We start from the raw sequence: 15,657 nt of genomic DNA, 5'->3' as shown, positions 1-15,657 counted from the left end.
GTAATTTTGGCCCCGAAAAGTATTATAGGATGTCCGAAATTAAAACGTTTTTTAGCAAAATAATCAAAAAAAATATGGTTACCGGGCTTTTGTCCTGTTTAATGGTGTTGTTGATTCAATGTAATCACTCCTTTCAAGGTAAGATACAACTCCAAAATGGTGACCTCCTTTTTGTGACAGCCAAGGAGTCGGGCCTTTCCGGAGCAATTAATAATGTCACTCAAAAACAAAAAGCGGTGTCATTTGATCACATAGGTATTTTGGAAAAAGAAGGCAGCGAAATGTTTGTTCTGCACGCTGCTCCAAAAGGTGGTTCTCAGAAACAGGAGTTGAAAGATTTTATTAAAGATCAGAAAGAAGATGGGCAGGAGGTAATTGTCTACCGTTTAAAACCGGAATATCAGAAAGCAATTCCTGAAGCTGTTAAAAAAGCGAATTTCATGCTGGGAAAACCTTACAATTTTAATTATATTCTGGATGAAAACTCATATTACTGTTCAGATTTTGTAGAAAGAGCTTTTCGGACTGAAAATATTTTTAAGCTGGAACCGATGACGTTTATTGATCCAAAGACAGAAAAAACGAATACATTCTGGGAAGAATTTTATACTAAGAAAAACCTCAAAGTCCCTGAAGGACAACCGGGTTGTAACCCTAACGGACTTGCAGGGTCTGATAAATTAGAAAGGATAGGAAACTATTAAAATATGGAGAGAAGCTGAACGGGCTTCTTTTTTTTATGTTAAATTTTTAAAAATATTAGTCTACTAATTTGGTGGACTAATATTTTTTTATATTTTTGTCACAGATTTAAAAACAAAAGTGTCATATGATCTGACAGAGTTTAACCCAAAAATGTTTAGCAATGATTACACCTAATCCCGCCCTGCAGGTTTTACAGAATAAAATAAACCTGCCTAAAAAAGAATTGTTACTGGAAATAGAGTTGAATGGCAAAATGAAATTTGAACATTTGATGAATACCATCTATAATCAATTCGGCATCTGTCATAGAGTGTTATCTGCTAACGTAGAGTATGTGAACGGATATAGTTTCGGTTCAGTACAGTTATATATTAATGTCAATTCAGATGATTTTCAGCAGCTTGAAGTCTATCTGAATAAAAATAAACTTATCAATACAACGGTAGAATATACCTGCAGAACCTATTTTTAAGTGAGATTCATATAGTTTTAATTACCAAAGTGTCCGGTTTTTTACCGGGCACTTTTTATTTTTTACAAAAGCAGATGAAAAACAGATTAAAAAGATCAATCGTTAACAGGGACAAAATTCCCCTTCTTTGGAGGGGTGGCGAAAATTCAAAGAATTTTTGACGGGGTGGTAAAACAAAAAAAGCGCTCAGATATCCTGAACGCTTTTAAATGAAATTCTTGACTTATCTCCCTTTATTTAATACTCGAGATTAATAATTAACAAAGGTTTCTTCTTGATAACCCTTCGACAGGCTCAGGGTGACAGCCCGAATACCAACTGAAATTTTTAAGTGTTGCCAGGCTGAGCCTGTCGAACTATTATTACTAAAAGGATAAGGTCAATAAATAATTTTAAATTCTTTCGATGTCAGCACCAATAGCTCTCAGTCTTCCATCAATATTTTCATATCCTCTGTCGATCTGCTCGATATTGTGGATAATAGATTTTCCTTCTGCAGAAAGTGCTGCAATAAGAAGTGCGTTTCCGGCTCTGATATCCGGGGAAACCATCGTTGTTCCTCTTAACGGCGCTTCCTGATTCAATCCGATTACCGTAGCTCTGTGCGGATCACATAAAATGATCTGGGCTCCCATATCAATTAATTTATCCACAAAGAATAATCTGGATTCAAACATTTTCTGATGAACCAGAATACTTCCTTTGGCCTGAGTAGCCACTACTAAAATAATAGATAATAAATCCGGTGTAAATCCTGGCCATGGCGCATCCGAAATGGTAAGGATAGAACCGTCAATAAATTTCTGAATTTTATAATGTTCCTGAGCAGGAATATAGATGTCATCACCACTTTGCTCAAGCTCGATTCCTAATTTTCTGAAAGTATTCGGGATGACACCAAGCTGATTCCAGTTGACATTTTTGATGGTAATCTCAGATTTTGTCATCGCTGCAAGACCAATCCATGAACCGATTTCTACCATGTCCGGAAGCATGGTGTGCTCAGTACCTCTAAGGTATTCAACCCCTTCAATCGTAAGAAGGTTAGATCCGATCCCTGAGATATTGGCTCCCATTCTGTTCAGCATTTTACACAATTGCTGAAGATAAGGTTCACATGCAGCGTTGTAAATTCTTGTTTTTCCTTTTGCCAGAGCTGCAGCCATTACAATATTGGCAGTTCCTGTTACAGAAGCTTCTTCCAATAAAATAAATTTACCTCTTAATTCTTTAGCTTTTAAAGAGTAGAAATACTCCTCTTCATCATAATTGAATTCAGCACCTAATTCTACAAGTCCCTGGAAGTGGGTATCCAATCTTCTTCTTCCGATTTTATCACCTCCCGGAGTAGGCATGTAAGCCTCTCCATAACGGGCAAGCATTGGTCCCATCAACATAATGGATCCACGTAATTTTGCTCCGTCCTTTTTGAACTCGTTAGATTTTATATAATCAAAATTAACCTGATCAGCTTTGAAAGTATAATCTCCCTGTCCGTTTTTAGTAATTTTTACCCCAAAATCTCCAAGAATTTCAATCAGTCTGTTAACATCATGGATATCCGGAATATTTTTGATTCTTACTTCCTCGTCAGTCAGAAGAACAGCACATAAAATTTGTAGAGCCTCATTCTTGGCTCCTTGTGGAGTTATTTCACCCTGCAGTCTTTTTCCTCCTCTTATTTGAAATGTTCCACTCATTATTTTCTGTTTTTATGATTGTTATTGTGCCTTCTCTTGTTAGGCTGGTTATTGTTACTATTTTTATTATTGTTGTTATTCCTGTTGTTATTGTTATTATTTCGGTTGTTGTTATTGCTGGTATAATAGATTTTACTTTTCTCAAGAGAATCTATTCCGGTAAGATCCAACCTGTTTTCAGACAGTTCTTTCAGGTGGCGGAAAATAACATCATCCGTCACATGTTCTTTATTATAGACATTATAAGACTTCTTCATATTGTTAGCAATTACCTCAATAAGGGCTTCTTTTTCATCACCCGTTTCCAGTTCGATTGCTTTTTCTATCAATTGAAGAATACTTTTTCCGTAGAACTTAAAGTCACCTTGAAGTTTTGGATATTCCATTCTTTTAGGTTTTTCCGCCAGCTGTTCCATTGTAGGGAACGGATAAGGAGAATCTACATCCAGATCATAATTGGCAAGAATAAAAAGATGGTCCCAAAGTTTATGTTTATAATTTTCCTCGTCGCGAAGTTGTGGGTTTCTCTGACCCATAAAATCGATGATTGCCATAGCCATTTCATTCCTTTCGTCTTTGGAAGGAAGTTCTTTGCAGCGCTCAACCAACTGTTGTATAATTCTGCCATATTCCGGCATATGAAGCTGAGTTTTTTGGGTATTGTATTCCATAGTATGCAAATATATGCATTAAAAGAAAAATTGTCTCGGGAATCTGAAAAATTTATGATTTTTTAATGAAAAATTTGAATACCTATCTTTCTGATTTATTGCAGAAAATGAAAATATTTCCCGTTTATTTGAATTTGTTTTCTATAAAATCGTATCTTGTTTAATAGATTGATAATTAATTATAACGATGAAAAAAACAAACTTTTTCCTTTCACTGCTGGCTTTAGCATTAGTAAGCTCATGTAGAACCAGTGATGAATTGACAACTGAGCCCTCCAAGCAAGAAGAGGTGCACAACAAAACAGTGAATGTTACCAATCATGATGGCCGCCCGTTCAGTACAGGAAGTGGTTCAGGTTCTGCACAGAGTAAATTTACAGCCGGGCCAGGTGGCGGAGTTCTGATGCAGGGCTTTTACTGGGATGTTCCGGAAGGTGGTAACTGGTGGAATACTGTTAAAGATAAACTGACAGCATGGTCCGATGCAGGAATTGGTGCTGTATGGTTACCTCCGGCATCAAAAGCACAGAACGGAGCCTATTCTATGGGATATGATCCCACAGACTATTATGATTTTGGAGATTTTAATCAAAATGGAAGTACAGAAACCCGTTTCGGATCCAGAGCCGAACTGGAAGCATTGATCACAAAAGCACATACTGAAAATATGCAGGTGTATGCGGACATTGTAATCAATCACAACAGTGGAGGACAATCCGAAGCCAATCCTTTTACAGGAACCAATACCTGGACTAATTTTTCAGGGGTTGCATCAGGGAAATTCCAGAGGAATTATAATGACTTTTATAAAAATGCTTACGGAAACAATGATGAAGGAGCTTTTGGAGGTTTCCCGGATTTATGTCATGCGAATCCTCATGTACAGGACTGGCTTTGGGGAAGGGATGATTCCGTGGCAAAATATTATAAAAATGTAATGAAATTTGACGGCTGGAGATTCGATTACGTTAAAGGTTTCGGACCTTGGGTGGTCAATACCTGGAATTCAAAAGTAGGAGGATTTTCTGTCGGGGAATTATGGGATTCAAATGTCAACACATTGGAATGGTGGGCCAATAATGCCAACAGTTCCGTATTTGACTTTGCTGCCTATTATAAAATGGATGAAGCTTTTGATAACGGAAACTTAAATGTCCTGAATGATGATATGATGTGGAAAAGAAACCCATACAAAGCAGTTACTTTTGTTGCCAATCATGATACAGATATCATCTACAATAAAATGCCGGCATATGCCTATATCTTAACTCATGAAGGATATCCGACTATTTTTTACAGAGATTATGAAGAATGGTTAAATAAAGAAAGACTGAACAACCTGATCTGGATTCATAATAATAAAGCTACCGGAACAACTTCTATTCTGTATACCGATAATGATGAATATATTGCAAGACGTAACGGTTATAACGGCAATCCGGGACTTGTAGTTTACATCAATACATCTTCAAGCTGGCAGGAAAGATGGATAGAAACCAACTGGAGCAGCCAGCAGATCAAAGATTTCACAGGGAATTCAAGCTGGTATCCAACCACTCAGGGTGATAAATGGGTGAAAATACAGTGTCCTCCGAATTCATATTCTGTCTGGTCGCCGAATTTATGAGTAATGGGTAATGAGTAATAATGAATGATGAATGATAAAGTTGATAAGGGATTTTTATTCAGGTTATTTTTTATTAAACATTAAACAAAAACAACTATACGTCTTATTTGTCATTCCGTAGGAATCTTTCTACAATGCATTATTCATAATACATATTGTAGGAGAATCTTACGGAATGATATCTTTTTATAGGTTGAATGAAATGGTGCAAGACTATTTACACCTGAATAAACTTTTTCTTCTGATGCTGATCCGGTAAATAACATTTCTGATTGGCCAGTTTCATCCTGTTTCTGGAAATGGCATCATACACTTTGTCACTTAAAGAGGCAGGCAGAATTTTTCCCACAAAGGAAAGTTTATAAACTCCTCCCAGTAAATTAGCTATTTCCAGTACAGCTCTTGATTTGATCTGATAATACCGTCCGGGTTTCCATAAATACATGGTATTGAATACATTCGTTTCCAGCCCTCTTTCAGATAGAAACTGCTGTCCGAAATCAGACTGAAGAGAAGCAAACATGAATTGGTCTTTCTTATCCCGCTCCAAAATCCACTGCACCCAGAAATTGCAGACTCCGCAATCTCCATCAAAAAATACAATATGTTTATTTTCCCAACTTTCCATGACGTTATTTATTAAACATGATTCCTCTTTCAGTGTCTTCTTTTACTTTTTTGAAATATTGAATAAGATCTGCACGCTGCTCATCCGACAGTTTAGCATTCTGATGACCTAAATAATAAGATTCAAGCGGCATCTCTTTTTTCTCAACCATTTCTATACATTCTTCCAGCTTATGAAGCTGTCTTTTAGGTTCATATACTGCAAAGGTAGAAAAATTAAGATGTTTCCTGCCCTCATCAATATGATTTTTTACCCACCACGAAGTAGGGGAAATATTGGCATACCACGGGTATTTTGTTTCATTGGAATGACAGTCATAACATGAAGTTCTGAGGGTACGGGCAATTTTCTCCGGAGTATTTTTAATCTTCAGAAAATCCATGCCGGGAGTAGGCGGCGGATTCGTTTTATCAATAGGAAAAAACTGTATAATAATAAATACAACGAGAATGACAACAATTATTTTTTTCATAGCAGATGTTCATGTTTGATCAATATAAAGATAGTTAATTTATTTTTATGAGATAAAATTGGAAACTGGAAACTGGGAAGGGAAGTGCTTTCAGAAATTGTTGAAATAGCATGTTTTTTCAGAAATTATAAAGTTACTTTTTTATGATGCTGTTAAACTTCCTTCTTCCAGCCTCCAACTTCCTTTCCTCTTTAAAATTCTTACGTTGAGTAATTCTAAATTGGACTGTATCCGGCTGTTTTTATTCAAGTTAATCTGAAAAATGACTAACTTAATACCACAATTATGTCCAGATGTTGTGCCGTTGAAAATATTTATTTATAGTTTTTGACTATCATCGAAATAAAAATTAATAGATTGTATTTATCGGTTAAACGTTGTAGGTTTGTCATGTTCTTACAACAGAAAATTGAAACTGTATTAATCAACATAAAAAATAAAATAAACGACAATGGAAAAAGATTTGAATGACATCAGTAAATGCCCGTTTCACAACGGAACAATGAAGAAGAGTGTAGCAGGAGGAGGAACCCAGAATTCTGATTGGTGGCCGGATCAGCTTAGAGTAGATCTTCTGCGTCAGCATTCTTCCCTTTCAGATCCTATGGATAAGGATTTCGATTATGCCAAAGCATTTGAGAGCCTTGATCTGGAAGCTGTAAAAAGAGACCTTCATGCATTGATGACAGATTCCCAGGATTGGTGGCCGGCAGACTTTGGTCATTATGGACCTCTGTTTATCCGTATGGCATGGCACAGTGCCGGAACATATCGTGTAGGAGATGGAAGGGGTGGAGCAGGAGCCGGGCAACAGCGTTTTGCACCATTAAACAGCTGGCCCGATAACGTAAGTCTTGATAAGGCAAGAAGATTATTGTGGCCTATCAAACAGAAATATGGAAGAAACATTTCATGGGCAGACCTTTTGATCCTAACGGGGAATATCGCTCTGGAATCGATGGGCTTTAAAACATTCGGATTTGCAGGAGGACGTGCAGATGTGTGGGAACCGGATTCTGATGTATATTGGGGATCAGAAAAAACATGGCTGGGAGGTGACTTACGTTATGCTCACGGTTCGGAAGGAGTTGTAGAAGGTCACTCAGCAGTTCTTCCTACCGATGATGATGCAGACGGAGATATTCATTCAAGAAACCTTGAAAATCCATTGGCTGCTGTACAGATGGGACTTATTTATGTAAACCCGGAAGGTCCGGATGGAAATCCAGATCCTATCGCTGCCGCTAAAGATATCCGTGATACTTTCGGCCGTATGGCGATGAATGATGAAGAAACCGTTGCTTTGATCGCCGGAGGACATACTTTCGGTAAAACCCATGGAGCAGGTCCTGCAGATCACGTAGGTAAAGAACCAGAAGGTGCCGGAATTGAACAGCAGGGATTAGGCTGGGCAAGTACTTATAAATCAGGAAGCGGAAGAGATGCTATTTCCAGCGGTCTGGAAGTAACCTGGACAGAAACACCGACTCAATGGAGTAATTATTTCTTTAAAAACCTTTTTGAAAATGAATGGGAATTAACAAAAAGTCCTGCCGGAGCTCACCAATGGGTAGCTAAAGATGGAGCCGATATTATTCCTGATGCATTTGATGCTGACAAAAAGCATAAACCAACAATGCTTACCACAGACCTTTCATTGAGACTGGATCCTGTCTACGAAAAGATTTCAAGACATTTCTATGAAAACCCTGATGCATTTGCTGATGCTTTTTCAAGAGCATGGTTTAAGCTTACACACAGAGATATGGGACCACGTGCCCGTTATCTGGGACCAGATGTTCCGCAGGAGGAATTAATCTGGCAGGATCCTATTCCTGAGGTAAACCACGAACTGGTTGATGAAAACGATGTGGAAGCATTAAAATCAAAAGTTTTAAACTCAGGACTAAGCAATACAGAACTAATATCTACAGCGTGGGCTTCTGCTTCTACTTTCAGAGGAAGTGATAAGCGTGGGGGTGCCAACGGAGCAAGAATCAGACTGAAGCCTCAAAGAAACTGGGAAGTCAATAATCCTTCTCAATTGGATAAAGTATTAAATGTGCTGGAAAGAATCCAGAAAGAATTCAACGATTCTCAAAACGGAGGTAAAAAAATATCATTAGCGGATCTGATTGTTTTAGCAGGGAATGCAGCCGTAGAAGTGGCTGCCAGAAATGCAGGTCAGGACGTAAAAGTTCCTTTTGCTCCGGGAAGAATGGATGCTTCTCAGGAACAGACGGATGTAGAATCTATGGGCTATCTTGAGCCTGCAGCTGACGGATTCCGAAATTATCTTAAAAGAAAATATACGGTCTCTACAGAATCTTTACTGATTGATAAAGCACAGCTATTAACCCTTACTGCTCCGGAACTAACCGTATTGATAGGAGGAATGCGTGCTTTGGATACGAACTTTGACGGTTCAAAACATGGAGTATTCACCAGCCGACCGGGCGTTCTTACCAATGATTTCTTTGTGAATCTCCTGGATATGGGAACGCAATGGAAAGCAATGTCAGATGACAGAGAGCTATATATGGGAACAGACCGAAAAACAGGCCAGCCAAAATGGACCGCTACGCGTGCAGATCTTGTTTTCGGATCTAATTCTGAATTGAGAGCTGTAGCAGAAGTATACGGAAGTGCTGATGCACAAGGTAAATTTGTGAATGATTTTGTGGCGGCATGGACGAAGGTGATGAATCTGGATAGGTTTGATCTGGTTTAATAAATAAAAATGAAAAATAGAGAAAGGCAGCTTTTATAGCTGCCTTTTTTTATTAATGTCAATATAGACAAAGTAAATATTTTATTTATAAATATATTAATCATTATATCTGTGAATGATGTTGTTCTTTATAGAGTTTGTAAATTTGAGTGCCTTTAGTAAAAAGGTTAAAAGAGATGAAAACAAATGAGCTTATCAATAATGTTGTTTTAATTACCCTAAAAAATAAAAAAGAATTTGAAGGTATATTGATAGATATATCAGATGAATGGTGCTATATAAAATATATTCCTGTTGATTATGTGGTGGACGGTTTTGTACTGATCAACCAAAGATATATTAAAAACATTCAAAAATCGGAGGAGCATGAATTTAAAGAAAATATACTGAGATTAAAGGGAGCGATTGCTGAAAAAAGTGTTGAGCTAAATATTGGTGATACTATAAAACTATTATCGGATATGCAATCTAAAATTGAACTTATTCAAATTGAGCTGAAGTCACCTCATAAATGTTATATTGGTAAAATTGATCTTGTTAAAGAACATTCATTCAAAGTGAGATTATTGAGTCCCAAAGCAAACTGGTTGTTAATCGAATCTTTTCTGTATAAAGAAATACGGGCTATTTACTTTGATAACGACTATGTTAATTCTTTGCAGTTGGCGTTAACTCCCATTTCAAATAGGATTAAATAAAAAGATAAAAAAAAAGAAAACCATCCTTGAAAAAGGATGGTTTGTAGACCCCCACGAACAAATCTCGAACCAATTCTTTGATGATTTTGAAATTTTATCAACGTTACAGTTATAAGAAGTTAGTTTGAATAGTGGAATAGATAATTAGAAATATGGTACTTTTTTCTGATCTTTTTCATACTCTTAACGTTAAAGAGTATAAGAATTATGTCCTAACAAAGTTAGCAACTCCAATATTACTTCTTTATCAATTTCTGAACAGAAATTTTATTTCCTGAATTGATTTGTGACCAATATACTCCTTGCTTTGAGATCGGCAGTTGCAGCTGTTCCGGAGTTTGAGAGCATCTGAAATTTTCTTTTTCATAAATAAGTTTACCCGAATAATCAAAAATACCAACGCTTACTTTGGTCTCTTTTTCACATTTTATATTAATATTGTCTGAAAAAACTGTCGGGAAAATCTTGAAATTATCTGCTTTTTTAGGCTCAACAATTCCTAAGTTATTGTATGTGTATTGTGCAAGTGCAAATTTGCTGTTGCTGGGAAAATCTGAAGAAGAAGCAAATCCTGCAAGAATTATTTTTGAATCAAAAACCAACGATGAGTACGGAATATCCTGAAATCCTGAAAAATCTGTAATTACAACACCGGAATTTCCGAATTGTGTATCTAAAATCCCAGATAGATTAAATTTCATCATCGCAAAATTTTCATTACCATTGGTCGCCGAGTACGTAGAACCAACTGCGATAATATTATTTGAAGAATCTAATTTCATATTTCTCAGCTGACCTCCGATACTTGGAAGAAGTGTCTGTACAACACCGTTCGTTCCGAAAGAATTTTCAAAAGAACCATCCACATTGAATTTTATTATTGTAAAGTTAGATGAAACATTGTTATTGCTTGATGAGAATGATTCTCCGCCCAATAAAATACTTCCGTCACTTAAAACAATATTGGTATTTGACAGTGAGCCACCTATATTCGTAACATTAAAATATCTGTATCCTACGGTGGCAAATGAAGTATCCAAAGTTCCGTTTGGTAACAATCTTAATATAAACATTCTATCTTGGTTGGAGCCTGTCGTCAGCAAAAGATAGCCTGAACAAACTATTGTTCCATTTGGAGCAATATTTACGGCATTCAAATAATGGCGGTGATTAACAGGTGCAATAGTGAATAGTCCGGTATTATTAAACGTAGTATCAAATTGACCGTTCTGTAATAAACGCAAAACGTAACCTTCTGTAAATGCATTCGTGCCTCTTTTGTTACCGACCACAATTATTTTTCCGTCAGATTGCAGTTCACCGTTAAAGACATTGTCATCTGATTGAGCGCCAAAATTGATTTCCAGAATACCGTTTGTGCCGAAATTTGTAACATAATTTCCATTTTCATCAACTTTACAGACGATGATGTTAAAATAGCCGTCGGTGGCAAGCTTAGTTCCGAGAATGATCATCTCGTTGTTGCTTGTCTTTAATATTTTTTCAATTGATTTAAACGGAAGCTGTTTGATTCCGTTGCTCTGAAAAGAAGTGTCAATAGAACCGTCAGAATTCTGTCTCACAAGATAAGCGCTGGTATTGTCAGTACCTCCAACCAGTATTTTACTGTTGCTCACAGCAATCATCGACCCTATTTTTTCAAGATTTGAGTTTGCATTGATATCATAAACCATTTTTCCATTGGTTCCAAAATTATTATCAAGTACCTGAGCAAAAAAGAGGTGTACAGATGATAACAAAACGATAAATATCGCTTGATATTTCATAATTATTTATTTAACTAATTTCTGATATTTGACGATAGAGTCAGCGGTTTTATCCTGAAATTCAGCAGAATTAAACCACGCAAATATAGGTAAAAACTTCAATGAAAGAACATTAATCCCGCTTTTGAGAATATTACCTCTTTCATCATAAAGAAGGTTCGATAAAAATGTCTGAAAAATATCTGAATAAATTGATTCGTACATATTTCGTGCATATTCTAAAAATACTTCGAGTATTTTTAATAATGAATTTTGGAGTTATTAAATTACAAAAGCGTTAAAAATCAACGCTTTTGTAATCCAAGATGAACAATTATCGAATTAATTAGTTGATGATTTGGAAATATTGGTAAAGTTAAATTCTTAATACTACTATTTATTACCCCAATTATTAATCTTATATTTTAGACCATTTCCCCTTATAATGTAGCATAGATTATTCGGTGGTATTTTGAGATTTTTACAATTGACTGATTCGGAACACTTTATTTTTTATTTTAATTTCTCAAAATCTCGTATCATTAAACAAAGTTTCATAAATTTATAGAGTATGAGTTTAATGTAACAAAATATGAAAATTGGGTATGCACGGGTTTCAACCAAAGACCAAAATTTGGATTTACAAATTGAAGCCTTAGAAAAAGTTGGTTGTGAGAAAATTTATCAAGAGAAAATTTCGGGTGCAACAAAGAATCGTCCTGAACTTGATAAAATGATAGAGCAGTTTAGAGAAGGTGATGAACTTTATGTTTGGAGATTAGACCGGCTGGGGAGAAGCCTGAAAAATATTATTGATCTTGTGCTAAGTTTAAGTGACAAAGGAATTATAATAAAAGGTCTTGTTGATGGTGTAGATACTTCTACTATTAATGGCAGATTATTTCTAAACCTCATGGCTTCTCTAGCAGAATATGAACGAGAACTTATAAGAGAAAGAACTAATGCTGGTTTGCAAGCTGCCAGAGCGAGAGGTAGATTGGGAGGTAGACCAAAAGGTTATACAAAAGAAACAATTTCTAAGTTAATAATTATGCGGTCTGTGTATAAAGATCCAACTAAGGCTCCAGAGGAGATTTACAAGCCACTTGGTTTGACTAGAGCAACGTTTTATCGTTATGCTAAAATTCTTGATAATCATACAAATGAAGAAATAAAGAAAATGGCAATTAAAAAACAATAATATACGCAAATAGATTACGCAGACAGAATATATTTTTGGTGAAATATCTACAATATTATGAAACAAAAGAGGAAAGTATTTGTACAACATTTATATCATGAAATAGAAGATGAGGAAAAGGCAGAAAAATATTTGGATAGTTCTCTCTCACTTATCGGCCTAGTAGTAATGTATTTTAATGGTTTAGAAAAATCGTTAGATAGTATAATATGTGAAATATTTACAGACAGATCAGATTCTACGGGCCTAATTGTATTACATAAAATGGCATATGCTACTAAGGTAGATTTATTTAAAAGATTTAGTGATGATTTTCATCTCGGTTGTGCTATTAAGATTGAAGGCTACCAAAAATTAATAGCAGATCTAAGAGAGACGGGGAGATTACGAAACCTTGTAGTACATGCTGATTGGGAAAATACTGATGACGATGGTTATACCTATGTAAACTTAAAGATTTCAAGTAATGGGATGGAACAAGAGTATATACAGTTCTCTGAAGATTCTTTAAAAGAAATCATAAATTTAATTATTACAACACGGTATGAATTACATGAGTATTGGAAAAAACGTACTAAAGAGCTATATAAGTAAATCTTTAGATTCCAAAATACGAGCTGTTCAGAAATCTTGCTTCTTGGATTATAAATTAGATATAATATTTTTCTTAATAAATAAAATAAAAGGTGCCAATGAAAACATATTTTATTCCTAATTACACTAAAATGGTTGAAATAAATTATGGAAATTTAAAAACTTATTTTTTACATAAACCCCGTCATTTCTTACCATTAACAAGTTTAAGAAATGAAATTTTACAGAATTTACAACTTGAATTATTTCAAACAGCAATTTTAGGAACAAACCATTTTTTGGAAAGGATGATAAAATTTGCTCTAATTGAAAAACATACTTTGGGCTTAGATTATTCAAATCATGAAACATATAATCAAAAAACTTTAGAGGCTATTGATTTGTACGATAATCTTATTTTATTTAAATCATTGGATGCTGCAGAAGAACAAAATTTGATAACGGAATCTGAAAAAGTTATACTTACTGCATTAAGACAAAAAATACGAAATCCTTTCTCTCATGCAGAAATAAAAAAAATACTAATTGATGCTCCTGAAAATTTCACAGGATTTATGTTTAATATAAATGACGTAAAAGAATCATTAATTAAAGGAGAGCCTATCCAACTCGGAGAAAAAAAGAAAATAACAACTTTATCATCAACTTTTTCTCAACTATATCAACAAAAATATTCGGAACAAATGGCTCTTAACTACTTTATTACAGTCTATGGAATTATGATTAATATTGACAAAAAATTACTAGACTTAACTGAATAATAATTCTCAAAAAATGATCAAAATTAAATTTTATATTAGTAGCATAAATGGCTTTGCGAATATCATATAGTTTGGATTGACATAATGCGTAAATTTGAACTTTATAGGCAACTCTAAAAGACAGACACAACACAGAGAATATGGGAACTTGGGGAACAGCAATATCATCTAATGACACCTATGCTGACATTTACAGTGAGTTTTTCGGCCTGTATAATGATGGACTTGACGTGGCAGAAATTTCGAACAAGTTAATTGCTGAAAATCAAGAAATCATCAGCGATAATGATGATTGTAATAATTTTTGGTTTGCGTTGGCAAAAGCACAATGGGAATGCAAACAACTCAACAAAGACATTTTTGACCGTGTAAAAACAATTATTGAAACAGGAGCAGAACTTGAAGTTTGGCAACAACTTGACGCTGACGAAAAGGAAATTAAAAAACGTAAAGTAGTTCTCGACAAATTTCTTGCGGACTTAGAAACAGAAAGACCAAAAGCGAAATCAAGAAAAAAGAAAATAATTCGCCAGCCCGTTTTTGAAAAAGGAGACTGCTTGACTTTTAAGCTCGAAAACGGAAATTTTGGTGGAGCAGTTGTTTTAGAAGCAATTAGAGATAATGAGTATGGACATAATTTAATTGCAACAACAAGAATAAACCAATCGAATAAACCGACAAAAAAAGACTTTGAAGATGCCGAAGTTCTTGTAATGAATTTTGCAATTTGGAACAATAAACCGAATGTAAAATGGTATCTTCCAATTCGACATAAGCATATAGCTCAGCTAATTGAAACAACTGATAGTTTAGAAGTCCAGAAAAAGTATGACATAAATAGTTCAACGTTTGGTTTTGTAGCGGATTTTGACATCCACATAATTCAGGCGGTTGACGAACAAATTAAATCCGAAGAAACAAAACCTCGTTCGACAACTAAACTAACTATAAAGGAATTGATAAAGAACAAAAGTAGATGGAAACTATGGTAACGTTGATTGACAGAAGAGCTGCCTATAACAAGGGTTTTGCAATAGTGAGGCGAAACTGCAAAGTTCAACGGTATTTCTTCGGTTCAACATTTGTTCAAAATTGAAGATTTATGCTTCGATTGCCCCACCATCGCAAAGCCCCGAAACGTTCTAGATAAAATTAAATCTCAAAAAACGATAAAGTTAGTGGTGTTAAATCAGAAAAACCGCAACTTAACGATTTATTAAATTTCGTACGTAAAGGGGATACCTTAACCGTATGGAGATTAGATAGGATTGGGAGGACTACAGTTGGGTTAATTCAGTTTGTGACAGAGCTGAACGAAAAAGGAATACATTTTAAATCTATTTCTGAAAACATTGATACAAGTTCAGCAAGTGGAAAATTAATTTTCCAGATTTTCTGTGTTTTAGCTGAGCACGAAAGAAATGTTTTGATTGAAAGAACAAATGCTGGATTGAAATCTGCTAGGGCAAGAGGTAAAAACGGAGGAAGACCAAAGGGTATGACCGAAAAATATAAAAAAATCGCACCTTTAGTAAAGAGCTCTTATGAAAGTAAGAATGTTTCAATTGAGGAAATTATGAAAGCTTTTAGTATAGGCAGTAAAGCAACATTTTATAAAATAATAAAATAAT

General features: G+C 35.1%; 15 protein-coding genes. 10 read left to right on the top strand and 5 right to left on the bottom strand.

What is annotated here, in order from left to right; all coding sequences use genetic code 11:
* Nucleotides 1-101: 101 nt before the first annotated feature.
* Together FB551_RS13390 and FB551_RS13385 are read left to right on the top strand one after the other, a co-directional pair.
* Nucleotides 102-704, top strand: coding sequence for a YiiX/YebB-like N1pC/P60 family cysteine hydrolase (locus FB551_RS13390; protein WP_226798714.1), 603 nt, complete (start codon nucleotides 102-104; stop codon nucleotides 702-704).
* A gap of 161 nt (nucleotides 705-865) precedes the next feature.
* Nucleotides 866-1,177 (top strand): NIL domain-containing protein, encoded by a 312-nt coding sequence (locus FB551_RS13385; protein WP_047434867.1) that lies wholly within the window; start codon nucleotides 866-868, stop codon nucleotides 1,175-1,177.
* A 392-nt stretch (nucleotides 1,178-1,569) separates the two neighbouring features.
* On the opposite strand, the gene murA is transcribed toward FB551_RS13385, so the two are convergent.
* Nucleotides 1,570-2,877, bottom strand: a complete 1,308-nt coding sequence (gene murA / locus FB551_RS13375; protein ID WP_047434862.1) for a UDP-N-acetylglucosamine 1-carboxyvinyltransferase — start codon at nucleotides 2,875-2,877, stop codon at nucleotides 1,570-1,572.
* Nucleotides 2,877-3,548 carry a DUF4290 domain-containing protein gene (locus FB551_RS13370; RefSeq protein ID WP_047434860.1) on the bottom strand — a complete coding sequence of 224 codons (672 nt, stop codon included), beginning with the start codon at nucleotides 3,546-3,548 and terminating at the stop codon, nucleotides 2,877-2,879. Before FB551_RS13370 ends, murA begins: the two co-directional genes overlap by 1 nt.
* A 187-nt stretch (nucleotides 3,549-3,735) precedes the next feature.
* On the opposite strand from FB551_RS13370, the gene FB551_RS13365 reads away from it, so the two are divergent.
* Nucleotides 3,736-5,175 carry an alpha-amylase gene (locus FB551_RS13365; RefSeq protein WP_142017847.1) on the top strand — a complete coding sequence of 480 codons (1,440 nt, stop codon included), beginning with the start codon at nucleotides 3,736-3,738 and terminating at the stop codon, nucleotides 5,173-5,175.
* 217 nt (nucleotides 5,176-5,392) lie between these two features.
* Here FB551_RS13365 and FB551_RS13360 read toward each other — a convergent pair whose 3' ends face one another.
* Both FB551_RS13360 and FB551_RS13355 read right to left on the bottom strand, forming a co-directional pair.
* Nucleotides 5,393-5,803: a thiol-disulfide oxidoreductase DCC family protein gene (locus tag FB551_RS13360; protein WP_142017846.1), complete on the bottom strand. Its 411-nt coding sequence runs from the start codon at nucleotides 5,801-5,803 to the stop codon at nucleotides 5,393-5,395.
* Nucleotides 5,804-5,807: 4 nt separating this feature from the next.
* Nucleotides 5,808-6,275, bottom strand: coding sequence for a heme-binding domain-containing protein (locus FB551_RS13355; RefSeq protein WP_047434850.1), 468 nt, complete (start codon nucleotides 6,273-6,275; stop codon nucleotides 5,808-5,810).
* Between the two features lie 451 nt (nucleotides 6,276-6,726).
* Between FB551_RS13355 and katG the strand changes: the two genes are divergently transcribed.
* Nucleotides 6,727-9,006 carry a catalase/peroxidase HPI gene (katG, locus tag FB551_RS13350; protein WP_142017845.1) on the top strand — a complete coding sequence of 760 codons (2,280 nt, stop codon included), beginning with the start codon at nucleotides 6,727-6,729 and terminating at the stop codon, nucleotides 9,004-9,006.
* A 176-nt stretch (nucleotides 9,007-9,182) separates the two neighbouring features.
* Nucleotides 9,183-9,704: a hypothetical protein gene (locus FB551_RS13345; protein WP_047434845.1), complete on the top strand. Its 522-nt coding sequence runs from the start codon at nucleotides 9,183-9,185 to the stop codon at nucleotides 9,702-9,704.
* A gap of 236 nt (nucleotides 9,705-9,940) precedes the next feature.
* On the opposite strand, the gene FB551_RS13340 is transcribed toward FB551_RS13345, so the two are convergent.
* Nucleotides 9,941-11,491 (bottom strand): T9SS type A sorting domain-containing protein, encoded by a 1,551-nt coding sequence (locus tag FB551_RS13340; RefSeq protein ID WP_142017844.1) that lies wholly within the window; start codon nucleotides 11,489-11,491, stop codon nucleotides 9,941-9,943.
* Nucleotides 11,492-12,062: 571 nt separating this feature from the next.
* Between FB551_RS13340 and FB551_RS13335 the strand changes: the two genes are divergently transcribed.
* The 5 genes from FB551_RS13335 to FB551_RS13315 all read left to right on the top strand — a co-directional run bounded on the left by FB551_RS13335 (nucleotide 12,063) and on the right by FB551_RS13315 (nucleotide 15,656).
* Nucleotides 12,063-12,671, top strand: a complete 609-nt coding sequence (locus FB551_RS13335) for a recombinase family protein (RefSeq protein WP_142017843.1) — start codon at nucleotides 12,063-12,065, stop codon at nucleotides 12,669-12,671.
* A 57-nt stretch (nucleotides 12,672-12,728) separates the two neighbouring features.
* On the top strand, nucleotides 12,729-13,265 hold the full coding sequence (locus FB551_RS13330; protein ID WP_142017842.1) for a hypothetical protein: 537 nt from the start codon (nucleotides 12,729-12,731) through the stop codon (nucleotides 13,263-13,265).
* Between the two features lie 98 nt (nucleotides 13,266-13,363).
* Nucleotides 13,364-14,026: a hypothetical protein gene (locus FB551_RS13325; RefSeq protein ID WP_142017841.1), complete on the top strand. Its 663-nt coding sequence runs from the start codon at nucleotides 13,364-13,366 to the stop codon at nucleotides 14,024-14,026.
* Nucleotides 14,027-14,166: 140 nt separating this feature from the next.
* Nucleotides 14,167-15,018, top strand: a complete 852-nt coding sequence (locus FB551_RS13320; protein WP_142017840.1) for a hypothetical protein — start codon at nucleotides 14,167-14,169, stop codon at nucleotides 15,016-15,018.
* 164 nt (nucleotides 15,019-15,182) lie between these two features.
* Nucleotides 15,183-15,656, top strand: coding sequence for a recombinase family protein (locus FB551_RS13315; RefSeq protein ID WP_142017839.1), 474 nt, complete (start codon nucleotides 15,183-15,185; stop codon nucleotides 15,654-15,656).
* The last annotated feature ends 1 nt before the right edge of the window (nucleotide 15,657 follow it).

The sequence above is a fragment of the Chryseobacterium aquifrigidense genome (genome assembly GCF_006716485.1).
In the GTDB taxonomy this organism is placed as follows: domain Bacteria; phylum Bacteroidota; class Bacteroidia; order Flavobacteriales; family Weeksellaceae; genus Chryseobacterium; species Chryseobacterium vietnamense.
This window is presented reverse-complemented; position numbering and strand designations above follow the sequence as displayed.